Genomic DNA, 13,765 nt, shown 5'->3' on the forward strand with positions numbered 1-13,765 from the left:
GTAAGTTATTTTTGTTTTTTTAAATTTGATTACATCCACATCAGACCTAATATGAAGACAATACAATTCCGCGAGGCAATTTGCGAAGCGATGAGTGAAGAAATGAGACGCGACGAAACCATTTACTTGATGGGTGAAGAAGTGGCAGAATATAATGGAGCTTATAAAGCTTCGAAAGGAATGCTAGAAGAGTTTGGTGAAAAAAGAGTTATTGATACACCTATTTCTGAACTGGGTTTTGCAGGAATAGCCATAGGATCTACCATGACGGGTAACCGTCCTATTGTGGAGTACATGACCTTTAATTTCTCCCTAGTGGGAATAGATCAGATCATCAACAATGCCGCAAAAATACGCCAGATGTCTGGTGGGCAATTTAATTGCCCTATCGTTTTCCGTGGTCCTACGGCAAGCGCAGGACAGCTGGGAGCAACGCACTCACAGGCATTTGAAAACTGGTTTGCAAACACTCCAGGACTTAAGGTAATCGTGCCGTCAAATCCTTATGATGCAAAAGGGCTTCTAAAAGCAGCTATACGTGATGACGATCCAGTAATTTTTATGGAGTCTGAGCAAATGTATGGCGATAAAGGAGAAGTGCCAGAAGGAGAGTATGTGCTGCCTATAGGGGTCGCAGACATTAAAAGAGAAGGTACTGATGTGACTATTGTTTCTTTTGGAAAAATCATCAAGGAAACCTACAAAGCTGCAGACGAATTAGAAAAAGAGGGTATCTCTTGTGAAATTATCGATTTAAGAACCGTGCGACCTTATGATAAAGAAGCGATCTTGAAGTCTGTTAAGAAAACCAATAGATTAGTCATAGTTGAAGAAGCATGGCCTTTTGGTAACGTATCTACAGAGATTTCTCAAATGGTACAAGCAGAGGCATTTGACTATTTAGATGCTCCTATTTATAGGATCAATACACAGGACACTCCTGCACCCTATTCTCCCGCATTATTTGCAGAATGGTTGCCCAACTATACAGATGTAATAGTAGGAGTAAAGAAAGTAATGTATAAAAAGTAACTTGGTTATCCCTATGAATCTAAACCCATTTCGCATGAAATGGGTTTTTTAGTTTTAAAAGGTTAAGGATAATTTTACAATTTAAACACCTCGCCTTAAAATTAGTAGCTTTACTTTTGATTTTAACCTGCCTATGAAAAATGTTGTAACGAATTACGCTGTCGTCTTGAGCTGTTTCACAAGGAACCTCCACAGAGCAAAAACATGGAAAGCGATACCAAAACAAGTTCTTTGTATAGGCATGTTATTTTTTACTTTAGCAAGTATGGCTCAGACTAAAGTAGGTGGCGTGATCTATGATGATTTTGGAGATACGGTACCTTTTGCTAATGTGATTTTTCCAAATTCTAGTGAAGGAACGATATCTAATGAGAATGGCAGATTCTATCTACAGTCCAGTACCACTTTCGCTAAAGTTGAATTTTCTTTTGTAGGTTATAAAACCCAGCTAGTGGCCTTAGACAATAAGGTGAACCTGGACTTAAAAATCACTTTACAAACGGATACGGCAGAGTTAGACGCTGTAGTCGTTTATGCAGGGAAAACATCTAAAAAGAACAATCCAGCCATTGATATTCTGCGTAAAGTTTGGGAAAATAGACGTAAAAATGGCCTTGCCCTTTTCAAGCAGTATCAATATGATAAGTATGAGAAGCTTGAATTTGACATGAATACTATTGATAGCTCGATGGTAAAATCAAAGTTGTTCAAAGGAATGGAATTTGTTTTTGACTATGCAGATACCAGTAGGGTTACCGGAAAGACCTATTTGCCTATTTTTATCAATGAAGCGCTTTCTACCGTTTATGGAGATAATGAAATCAGCAAAGAAATAGATGACGTAAAAGCAAACAAAAACTCTGGATTCTCTAACAATCAGACGCTTATTGCTTTTGTAAAGGATCTTTATAACGACATTGATGTATACGAGCGCTATTTAAAATTCTTTGATAAGAGTTTTACCAGTCCAGTGGGTAAAAGTGGTATCGATACGTACAATTATGTATTGAGAGATACCGCCATAGTAGATGGAGTAGAGGCTTATAACATTGTGTACTATCCGCGTCGTAAGAATGAGCTTACCTTTAAAGGAGATTTCTGGGTGGCTACGGAGTCTTATGCGATCAAAGAGATCAACATGCAAGCGACTAAAAGCGCCAATATTAACTGGGTAAAGGAGATCTACATTGAGCAGGAGTACGATGTCTTAAACGATAGCTTGTTTTTAATTACAAGAGATTACTTTTTGAGTGATTTTGCTTTGAATAAAAAAGAAAAGTCAAAAGGCATTTACGGCAAACGCACCACCTTGTTTAATGACTATAAATTTGACATAGAAAAAGATCCGGATTTTTATAGACGTAGAGTGAATGATTATAATCCAGAAATTTATGACAGAGATGAAGCCTACTGGGATGAAAACCGGTTAGAAAAACTCAATAAAGATGAGAAGCTGATCTACACCATGCTGGACACGCTTAAAAAAAATAAGAAATTCAAACGTCTCTATAATGTAGGAACCGTACTGGCTTCTGGTTATTACGAGTTTGATGGTTTTGATTTTGGTCCTATATTTTCCACATTTGGATTTAATGATGTAGAAGGTATGCGTTTACGCGCCGGTGGAAGAACCTATTTTGATGCAAATGATCCCTGGAGAATAGAAGGATATGGAGCTTACGGTTTTAGAGATCAACAATTCAAATACGGTATAGGAGGTAAATACTTATTAGATAAAAAAAGCAGGTTGATAGTAAGTGCAGGTTATCGGGACGATGTAGAACAGCTTGCCGCCAGTCTAACCAGAACAAATGATGTTTTAGGGCGCAGTCTTGCATCTAGCGCTTTAGTAAGTGCAGGAAATAATGGCAGGCTTTCTAAAATCAAACTAGGAGTAGCAGCAGTAAGTTTTGAACCTTTGTACAATCTAGAATTTAGATTAGGAGCTAGTTACAGAAAGATTGAAACAGCAAATCCAGGCTTCTTTAGTCTGGATTATTTTGATGCAGATGCTCCTAGCGGCATAGAGTCAGAGACCAATCAAGCTGAGGTAGATTTTTCTATTACCTATAAACCCGGGCGCAAGACCACTAATTATGGTGTGGATCGCACGATCATTAATGAGGGTGATTATCCCATTCTTTTCCTCAATTATGCCAGAGGTTTTAAAGACTTATTGAGCAGTAACTTTGATTATGACAAAGCGCAGTTTTATTACAGCCACCCATTTCAAATAGGTGTTTTTGGGAAATTAACAGCAAGAATCGAGGCAGGAAAAACCTTTGGGGAAGTACCACTGGCATTATTAGACGTGATTCCCGGAAACCAGACGTATTTTAATATTCCGGGTTCTTTTAATACCATGGATTTCTACGAGTTTGTAACAGACGAATATCTGATGGTGAATTTAGATCATAATTTTAATGGCCGTCTTTTTTCTCGGATTCCAGGATTGAGAGATTTGAATCTTCGGGAATTGGTAGGTATAAAAGCAGCCTACGGTCGCATAAGTGATGAGAATAGAGCCTTGAACGCCAGTGGTCTTCAGTACCGTGCACCAGAAGACATCTTTTGGGAATACAGTGTAGGAGTTGGTAATATATTTAAGGTATTGCGATTAGACGTGAACTTTAGAGGGGGCTACAATTACTTGCCAGATGCCAGACAGATTGCGGTCACCGGAAGTTTTGGTTTTTATTTTTAGAAAGGTATTCAAACACCATCTTTAGATTGATAGTTCATACCGCTGTATAGCAATATCGCTTGGAAATTATATTGAAAACTTTTTTGATTGATCTTTTACCTTTTCGTAAACCCTATTGTCCTTACTTCGATAAGCTCAGGACAGGGCAGACATTGGTGCATTTCTCTCGTTGCACTCGGCTGATGCAAGAAGGGGAAAATAGCTTTGACTCGCGTTGCTCTTCCTTTTATTGTCCTTTGTCCTTACTTTGACAAGCTCAGCACAGGGCGGACAGTATGCATTGATCTCCATGCAATCGTCGGATGCAAGAAGGGAGACCTCAATTACGAGCTATGTCGATTAGAGAATAGAATCTCATTAAGACCGTCTTTTCTCCAGCTAAAATAAGAGTTGGGTGTTTGAAGTGTGATTTTAATAAGGTGTACTTCTTTATAGCTGTTTTTTAGTTTTAGAGAACTATTTTATTTAAAAAAAGTCCCCTCTATCTTATGATAAATGGGACTCTAATGATATTAAGTAAACTAAAGAATGTTACTCGTTTAAGTTAAGGGCATTGATATTTCTACCTATTTGATACCCTTGCTCGAGACCCAACTCTATGGCTTCTTTAAAATGTATGCCTCCATAAAGTCTGGATAGCGCAGCTTCTTCAGCCATATTGTAAAAATCACTGTAATTTCTAGGTGTGCCATCTATATCTGTTCTATCCTCATGCGTGTGATCAGTAAAGAAATAGTTAGCGCCAAATAGCTCTGTTGAAATTTCAGCAAGAGCACCAGATTGTACGCTATGACCAGAAGTGTATTCTGGAAATGGTGGGGTCGGAAGTATGGTATTCCAGTTTGGATCTACTTGTTCCGTTATATAAGTAATCGGTCTAGGGTAATTGGTGTCGTATTTAGTTTTCCAGCAGGAGATAAACGCATCAGAAATTCCTATACCTAGTTTGGCAAAGGCTTCAGCTCCAAAGCCTAAATTAGTATTATTTTCTATGAGCAACTGGTTCAGTACTGAGATGGAGTGGCCTGGAGGAGTTGCAGTGGTTACTGGGTCGTCCGACCAGTATTCAGCTATTTTAATTTGTTCAGGAGTAATATTATTTACAACATTATACACTTCCATCGCTCTTTGATGAAAAATTGAATTTACATCTGTAGAATAAGCAGGAGGAGCTATAGGTTGCGTATTGTTAATGTTTTGAGCGAGAAATGGACGATTTGCCCCCCAGTATGGCTGTAATGCAGGTAAGAAATCTGGTGCGGTAGGTTTCCAGAATGAGGCTCCCATAGGTAGATTGTAATCGCTCGAGAAGTTGTTATACTGTCCATTATGCCCACCGTCATTTAATGAGTAAAGAATCATTTGCTCAACAGTTTCCATAGCTAGGTTGATGGATCTAACATAAACATCATCAGAAACAGCGGCTCTTGCAAGATTTCTATACTGATTTTCTAAATTGAGAATGGCGGTATAACGTTCAGAAGAAGTATTGGAATAAAAATACTTTGTCATATTTGCCAGTGCAGTGCTTGCTACAAGTGGCCAGTAATATTCTTGAGTTTCATTGTAGGTTACTGAGATATTCAGTTCTACAAGTTTACCAGATAAGGAGGACTTGCCTGGAATACCGTGATGCACCGCTTCATAAAGAGTAATGCCAGTGTATCCAAATGCTCTGGCGGCTACAGGAGGAGTATAACCAGCTGTTTCAGTAGTCAGTGTTTTAATAAGTCCATACCAGTCTGACACGACTGTAGAATCATAGTCCGTTGCATTTGTGGTAGAGATTGTTATATCATCATCACCAGAACAGGAATTGAAAATTAATGTGGTTAATAAGAGGGTCGTTAAAATTCTTTCCCCTTTTCTCACAAGTGTTTTCATATTCTTAAGTGTAAAATTTATGTTAAAAATATAGAATATAATCATATTTCTGTCATTTTTAATTTTTTTATAGCTGTCAAGTAAATATTTTTTGAGAAGCAATTGGAGTTCTTTGGAGAGGTTTTGATATTCTCGCTTTCGCAAAAGCGGAATCACATCCATTTTTAACCAGACTTATAATTGTTTAAATCGCAGTTTATTGTTATCATATTCGTATGATTCATACTGCCGCCAGTGAATATTTATTCGATTCGAAATATAGCGATCGTTTTCTTAACATTATTTTATTACTTTAGCGAGATTTTAAAACCAAATACCAACTATTCTATGGAAATGTATATGATTTATTTGCCAATTGTTTTGGCAGCTTTGGGGCTTGTTTATATGCTCATTAAGAAATCCTGGGTGATGAAACAGGATGCCGGAGACGGTAAAATGAAAGAAATCTCAGATCATATTTATGAAGGGGCACTCGCTTTCCTAAAAGCAGAGTACAAACTACTCGCCATTTTTGTGTTAGTGGTAAGTGTTCTGTTATTTATAGTATCTCTTTTTGTTCCTTCTACCCACTGGATGATTGTTATCGCATTTATTTGTGGTGCCGTGTTCTCAGCTTACGCAGGAAATATAGGAATGAAAATAGCCACGAAAACAAACGTGAGAACCACACAAGCAGCTCGTACAAGTTTGCCTAAAGCCTTAGACGTTTCTTTCGGTGGAGGCATGGTAATGGGACTAGGCGTTGCTGGTCTTGCCGTTTTAGGTTTAACAGGATTCTTTTTATTGTTCTATCATTTCTTTATGGGTGGAGAATGGACTGATAATGATGCCATGACCGTGGTGCTTGAAACACTTGCCGGATTCTCTCTTGGAGCAGAGTCTATTGCACTTTTTGCTCGTGTAGGTGGCGGTATTTATACCAAAGCAGCCGATGTAGGTGCTGATCTTGTAGGTAAAGTAGAAGCAGGAATCCCAGAAGATGACCCACGTAATCCAGCAACTATTGCAGATAATGTAGGGGATAATGTAGGCGATGTTGCAGGAATGGGAGCAGATTTATTTGGTTCTTATGTAGCGACAATTCTCGCAGCTATGGTTCTTGGAAATTACGTAATAAAAGACATGGGTGGCAATATCGTTAACGAAGGCTTTGGCGGTATAGGTCCTATTCTTTTACCTATGTCCATCGCTGGTGTAGGTATTATTATTTCTATGATAGGAATGATGTTGGTGCGATTAAAAAACAAGGAGGCAAAAGAAGCCCAAGTAATGGGTGCTTTAAATATTGGTAACTGGACGGCCATAGTTTTAGTGGCAGTGGCTTGCTACGGACTTTGTATGTGGATGCTTCCAGAAACCATGGAGATGAAGTTTTTTGGAGAAAATCTAGATGCAAATGGCGATGAAATACCCATGCTGGTTTCTAGAATGAATGTATTTTATGCCACTTTAGTGGGACTCGTAGTAGGAGCAGTGATATCATCTGTGACAGAATATTATACGGGACTAGGTAAAAAGCCTACTCTTAAAATTGTACAACAATCTTCTACTGGGGCAGGAACAAATATTATTGCTGGTCTTGCAACGGGAATGATTTCAACTTTTCCATCCGTTTTACTCTTTGCTGCTGCCATCTGGTCGTCTTATGCTTTTGCTGGTTTCTATGGTGTAGCTCTTGCAGCAAGTGCCATGATGGCCACTACAGCAATGCAGCTAGCTATTGATGCATTCGGTCCTATAGCAGATAATGCTGGTGGTATTGCCGAGATGAGTGAACAAGAACCTATCGTGCGAGAACGCACTGATATTTTAGACGCTGTGGGGAATACAACGGCAGCTACCGGTAAAGGATTTGCAATTGCTTCGGCAGCATTGACTTCGCTTGCTTTATTTGCAGCTTATGTAACCTTTACAGGTATAGAAGGGATTAATATTTTTAAAGCACCAGTTCTTGCGATGTTATTTGTAGGAGGAATGGTGCCTGTAGTATTTAGTGCACTTGCCATGAATGCAGTAGGAAAAGCAGCCATGGAAATGGTGGAAGAAGTACGACGTCAGTTTAGAGAAATCCCCGGAATTATGGAAGGAACTGGTAAGCCTGAATACGATAAGTGTGTGGCAATTTCTACAAAGGCTTCTTTGAAGGAAATGATGTTGCCAGGTTTATTGACTATTGGTTTTCCATTGGTCATTGCTTTTGTACCTATGATTTTTGGTATGGACAACCTTGCCATTGCAGAGATGCTGGGTGGTTATATGGCCGGAGTTACCGTAAGTGGTGTGCTTTGGGCAATCTTTCAAAACAACGCTGGTGGCGCTTGGGATAACGCAAAAAAATCTTTTGAAGCTGGTGTAGAAATCAATGGAGAAATGACCTATAAAGGCTCTGATGCTCATAAAGCAGCAGTGACTGGAGATACAGTCGGTGATCCATTTAAAGATACTTCTGGTCCATCTATGAATATATTGATTAAATTAACTTGTTTAATTGGTCTTGTTATAGCTCCTATTTTAGGAGGTCATGGGGAAGAAGGACTAGCGGCATTATCAACACCTATTCCCGTAGTTCAAATAGTAGCACTCAATAACGATCAATTGAGCAACATAAAAGATATAGCTATTCAAAAATCGGTAGATGAAGCAACTGGTATGGTAACAGCAAAGGTAACCATCAAGAGCAAAGTGAATGGCGCCACAGTAACCAAGACTCATAACTTAAGCGGCACAAAAGCTGAGGTAGATGCAAAGATTGCTAAGATGGACGCTGAAGGTAGTAACTTTAAATAAAGCCCGCATTTCTTAACCTATAAATCCCATTGCGATCTTGTCGCAGTGGGATTTTTTATTGCTAATTTTGATCAGTTCGAATATCTTTATAAATGCTTTTCTCTAAACTTAAATCACATCGTAAAAGAGGCTTCTTTTGCTTATTTCTTATACGCTTAGGGTTATTCAATATCTATAATGGTTTGCGATAGGAAGAAGGAATGAATAGTGGTGATTCACCAATAGTGTTTGCAGTTATAGGGAGCTAGTTATATTTATGCTAAGCATAGCGTCAGAGAATAGCAGCTTATTTGTTAGAGTTCAACCATCTTAAAACACCCCATTTTTATTTTCCCTCCTTTCACCCGACTAGAGCATCCAGAGGAGTGCATAAGGCCGCATGGCAATGCTTGGTTAAGGGCTTATAAATTTAGATGTATCAAAATAAAAACATAGAAAACCCCTTTGAAACTTCTATTCAAAGGGGTTTAAAATAGTTGAATACTTAATATTAAAGAGAAAAAGCCTTTTTCACTTCATCCACATAGTCCAATTTCTCCCAAGTAAATAATTCCACTTCTCTTTCTACTCTTCCATTATAAGGAGATTCAAAAACAAGCTTTTCTATACGCGGTGTTCTACCCATATGGCCATAAGCAGCTGTTTCAGAATAGATAGGATTCCTCAACTTCAATCGAGTCTCTATGGCTGCTGGTCGCATGTCAAATAGTTGAGCGACTTTCAAAGAGATTTCTCCGTCGGTAAGATTTACAGTAGATGTTCCATAAGTGCTCACATTTATAGAGGTAGGTTCTACAACTCCTATCGCGTAAGAAACTTGTACGAGGACTTCAGTTGCCAGTCCTGCAGCTACGAGGTTTTTAGCAACGTGACGCGCCGCATAAGCAGCACTTCTATCTACTTTAGAAGGATCTTTTCCAGAGAAAGCGCCACCACCGTGAGCCCCTTTACCACCATAAGTATCAACGATTATTTTACGACCTGTTAAGCCAGTATCTCCATGCGGCCCACCGATTACGAATTTACCAGTGGGGTTGATGTGATAGGTAATGTCATCATTGAACAATCGCTGCGCATAAACGGGAAGCAATGTCTTCATGCGTGGAATTAAAATCTCAACAAGATCTTTTTTGATTTGTGCCAGCATGCTAGCATCATCTTCATGGAACTCATCGTGCTGTGTAGAAATCACAATCGCAACAATGCGTTGCGGCACATTATCATCACTATATTCAATAGTTACTTGTGATTTGGCATCGGGACGTAAATACGTGATGTCCTTCATTTCCCGACGCAAAGCAGCCAATTCAATAAGGATTTTATGAGAAATATCTAGGGCAAGCGGCATGTAATTCTCCGTTTCATTTGTCGCATAACCGAACATCATTCCTTGATCTCCAGCGCCTTGTTCTTCTTTAGTAGCGCGATCTACCCCTTGATTGATGTCTGGTGATTGCTCGTGAATCAAAGAAATGACCCCACAGGAATCACCAGAAAACTGATAAGCTCCTTTGGTGTAACCTATCTTATTGATCACATCTCGAGCAATTTGAGCTGCGTCTACATAGGTGTTGGATTTTACTTCACCGGCAAGAACAACTTGTCCTGTAGTTACAAGCGTTTCACAAGCAACCTTTGATTCTGGGTCAAAAGCTAAAAAATTATCTAATAAAGCATCACTGATTTGGTCAGCAACTTTGTCTGGATGTCCTTCACTAACGGACTCTGATGTAAATAAATATGGCATTTTATAGGTGCGCTTTCGCGAAAGCGTAATAAATACAAATCTCGCGTGATTAATAATAGCAAGAAGATAAAAGTGGCTGTATTGTTTGCGCAGTACACTGTTTTAGCGTTTGTGTCCCGATAGTGGGACGAGGTCGCAAGCTGCCAAATCTTTCCTCTATATGAATAACAAATGTACTACATGTAATTCTTAAACGATGTCAACAGAATAGGATTATTTATAAGGGCCATAATCAGACTTTATTGTAAGGGTGTTATTGCGGCTTTAATAAACTGTATCGCGTCACACCATATACTTGTTTTAAGGCATGTTCAGGAAGGTAATAGCCTTTGGATGTCATAATTTGTTACATACGTAGCTATTGAATATCAAAGGATGAAATGTTACTTATATCAATTGGGTAGCCGTTGCTTATTCACTATTATGTCGAGATAGTCTCTGCACGTTTTAATTGAGGCTTTATAATTAAGGAACAAGCTCTTAACAAAAAACCAGGTAAGGTTTTATTCATCCTTTTGGTATGAAAAAAGGTATTGAAGGTCTGGTTACAGCGGGCTTATAAATAGAAGTGCTATCTAAATGGTCAGTTGATCACGTCACCATGCTTGCAGGTGCCGGCTTTCGCGTTGAAGTTTCTAGTGTTTGGAAACACCTGTTTTTCGCAAATAAAATTATATTCCCAGAGCCCTAAGGTTCGTCATCCATAGCAACTTCTATTTTTAACAACGCAAACACCGCACTGGATCAACTAGGTAGCTTTGTGTTTGGAGCTTCTGTGAAAAGAGGATGCGAGCGCAATTTTGAAATGTACCAGCAACATTTATCCGAGACCATTCATGTAAGTGAAGGAGCAAATCGCCTTACCATTTTAGATGTATACAACAGTAAGGCGATAGTAATTAAGTCGGCTAGAGTGATGACTATAAAGGCTTTAGAACAGGTCAAAGAAAAGTTCAAAGGGAGGCACGCAGTGGGTGTGAAGGGGCAGTAATAATGACATCATAAGAACTGCAGAGAACAAAGAACGAGCTTTATTAAAGTCTCGATTAAAACATTATTTTAGGGTGCGATTCTTACAAAGAGCCAGATCTCTAAAGGAATTGGCTAAAAAGTTTTAGGCACTGTTGAGGACATTACGCATTGTGAATATACGAAGTAGAGGAATCGCATCCACGGTTTTGAACTGGCGTGAATTGATATTAAGTGTGTTATATTTGGATGCTTTTCCAAGGGTTGTGAAATTATTTAACTTTTATAACGACATAAGAATTTATTGATTAGAATTTCTAGCAGTTGAAGTGCCATTAATTTTTCTAGCGCAACTAAGCGCAACTTTATACCAAACAACTAACTTTATACCCAAATGAATTTTACAGAAATCCCTTCAGAATACAAAATAGAGTCCCTAATTCATCAAAAATATTATTTAGTTAACGGTAAACTTCAATTATGGAACGGAGCAACTTCAGAGGTTTATTCAACTATATCTTCTACTCAGGAGTATCAACCTACTTTATTAGGTACGATACCTACATTAGGAGCGAAAGAAGCTCTTGAAGCTCTAGACGCCGCTGTTGGATCTTACAATAAAGGAAAAGGCTTATGGCCTACTATGAAAGTTGTAGACCGTATTGCGTGTATGGAGAAGTTTGTGGCTCAGATGAAAACTAAACGTACGGAGATCGTAAAGTTATTAATGTGGGAAATAGGAAAAAATTTGCCAGACTCTCAAAAAGAATTTGATAGAACGGTAGATTATGTATACGATACGATTGAAGATTATAAGCAGATGGATCGCGACAGCGCTAAGTTTGAAAAACACCAAGGGGTTAACGCTCACATAAGAAGAGGTCCTTTAGGCGTGGTACTTTGTTTAGGACCTTATAATTATCCTCTTAATGAAACTTTTGCGCTTTTAATTCCGGCGTTGATCATGGGCAATACGGTGGTCTTTAAACCAGCAAAACATGGTGTTTTATTAATCTCTCCATTACTAGAAGCTTTTCAAAATAGTTTTCCTGCAGGGGTGGTTAATATCATATATGGCCGAGGTAGAACGGTAGCTTCTCCGATCATGCAAACCGGTAAAATAGATGTACTCGCTTTAATAGGGAATAGTACAAGTGCTAATGCGTTACAAAATCAACACCCCAAAAGCAATCGGTTGAGATCAGTTCTAGGGTTAGAAGCAAAAAATCCTGCTATTGTATTAAAAGATGCTGATCTAGACCTCGCCATTTCTGAGTGCATTGCTGGTACAACTTCGTTTAATGGACAACGTTGTACCGCTTTAAAAATATTGTATGTACATGAAGATATCATAGAGGAGTTTAACAAACGTTTCTCAGAGCAAGTGGACGCTTTAAAGTTTGGTAATCCTTGGGTGGAAGGAGTTCAATTAACACCCTTACCAGAACCAGGAAAGTCAGCATATATTCAAGAGCTCATAGACGATGCCCTTGTTAAAGGCGCGAAAGTCATCAATGAAAAAGGTGGTGAAAGAACAGATAATTATATTTTTCCAGCCGTTTTATATCCGGTGTCAAAAGGCATGCGTGTTTTTGAAGAAGAGCAATTTGGACCTGTTATACCTATAGTTCCATTTAAAGATATCGATGTTCCTTTAGATGATATGGCAGCTTCTAACTACGGGCAACAAGTAAGCCTTTTTGGTAAAGATGTAAAAATATTATCAGCACTTATAGACACGTTGGTCAATCTAGTATGTCGTGTTAATTTAAATAGTTCTTGTCAACGCGGTCCAGATGTGTATCCTTTTACCGGTAGAAAAGATAGTGCTGTAGCAACTTTAAGTGTGCATGACGCGTTACGCTCTTTTTCTATTAGAACTTTTGTAGCTTCAAAAGATAACGAGTATAACAACGCTATTTTAAAGGAGTTAATGAAAGCTAAAAGTTCCAATTTTGTGAGTACAGATTATATTTTATAATTCGAGTAAATTTTGGTTCTTCTGGGCCTCTAATCGTTCGATAAGTTAAAAAAAGCGCCTGTAAGGCGCTTTTTTTTGTCCAATACGAGGGGTTAAATTATGGTTAACCGTTCTAAATAAGACATAGTTGTCAGTTGTAAAGTATCCTGTTATACTAGTACTGATATTCGTTTAATAGGACTGAAAATCTGGAGTATGTATAAAGTGTAAAGAGAAAATTAAACAGACACTTGTTAATTCATAAAATGCCATTGCTGATAAATTTCCCCTGATATAAAAATCTAGAAGCGCTTTGCTTTCTTTACATCAATTGGATCAAAGTATATCCATATGCCTTAGAGGTTTGTTTTAGAAAGGAATGGCATTTTATCTCCAAAAAGGGATAAGCATGATGAACATTTAAAGATCGAATTGATGAATAGCATCAAAGGGTATTCTATTACAAATTTTCAAGTGTGTATTTTGGTTCTGGGAACTATCAAGAGACCATTTTGAGCCTCGATAAAATCATCAATAATAAAACACTTACCATGCGACAAGACCTTTTGTACTTTTCCAGAATCTTAAGTTTCATAGCTTTTATAAAGAGGCAGAGGATGCACATCTTGATGCCGATTTAATTAGTGTTTATAAGTTCTTAATCAAAAGCAATGATCTATAC

The 13,765-nt window shown here is 38.3% G+C and carries 7 protein-coding genes; 5 read left to right on the forward strand and 2 right to left on the reverse strand.

The genetic code is table 11. From position 1 onward, the window contains the following. Positions 1 to 51 precede the first annotated feature (51 nt). A complete protein-coding gene (locus tag ACJAT0_RS03800) occupies positions 52 to 1,032 on the forward strand; it encodes a pyruvate dehydrogenase complex E1 component subunit beta (RefSeq protein ID WP_374004415.1) in 981 nt (326 codons plus the stop codon). Between the two features lie 265 nt (positions 1,033 to 1,297). Next, positions 1,298 to 3,736 (forward strand): DUF5686 family protein, encoded by a 2,439-nt coding sequence (locus ACJAT0_RS03805; RefSeq protein WP_415180590.1) that lies wholly within the window; start codon positions 1,298 to 1,300, stop codon positions 3,734 to 3,736. 531 nt (positions 3,737 to 4,267) lie between these two features. Here ACJAT0_RS03805 and ACJAT0_RS03810 read toward each other — a convergent pair. Further along, positions 4,268 to 5,620, reverse strand: a complete 1,353-nt coding sequence (locus tag ACJAT0_RS03810; protein WP_415180591.1) for a vanadium-dependent haloperoxidase — start codon at positions 5,618 to 5,620, stop codon at positions 4,268 to 4,270. Between the two features lie 327 nt (positions 5,621 to 5,947). Here ACJAT0_RS03810 and ACJAT0_RS03815 point away from each other — a divergent pair, with 327 nt between their 5' ends. After that, positions 5,948 to 8,407 (forward strand): sodium-translocating pyrophosphatase, encoded by a 2,460-nt coding sequence (locus ACJAT0_RS03815; protein ID WP_415180592.1) that lies wholly within the window; start codon positions 5,948 to 5,950, stop codon positions 8,405 to 8,407. Positions 8,408 to 8,897: 490 nt separating this feature from the next. Here the strand turns inward: ACJAT0_RS03815 and metK are convergent, their stop codons facing one another. Next, a complete protein-coding gene (gene metK / locus ACJAT0_RS03820; protein WP_374004422.1) occupies positions 8,898 to 10,154 on the reverse strand; it encodes a methionine adenosyltransferase in 1,257 nt (418 codons plus the stop codon). Positions 10,155 to 10,914: 760 nt separating this feature from the next. Here metK and ACJAT0_RS03825 point away from each other — a divergent pair. Both ACJAT0_RS03825 and ACJAT0_RS03830 read left to right on the forward strand, forming a co-directional pair. Beyond that, positions 10,915 to 11,145: a hypothetical protein gene (locus ACJAT0_RS03825; protein ID WP_415180593.1), complete on the forward strand. Its 231-nt coding sequence runs from the start codon at positions 10,915 to 10,917 to the stop codon at positions 11,143 to 11,145. A 372-nt stretch (positions 11,146 to 11,517) separates the two neighbouring features. Beyond that, entirely contained in the window at positions 11,518 to 13,104 is a 1,587-nt protein-coding gene (locus ACJAT0_RS03830) for an NADP-dependent glyceraldehyde-3-phosphate dehydrogenase (RefSeq protein WP_415180594.1), read from the forward strand. Positions 13,105 to 13,765: the final 661 nt, after the last annotated feature.

This window comes from Nonlabens sp. (genome assembly GCF_047636915.1).
Lineage (GTDB): Bacteria > Bacteroidota > Bacteroidia > Flavobacteriales > Flavobacteriaceae > Nonlabens.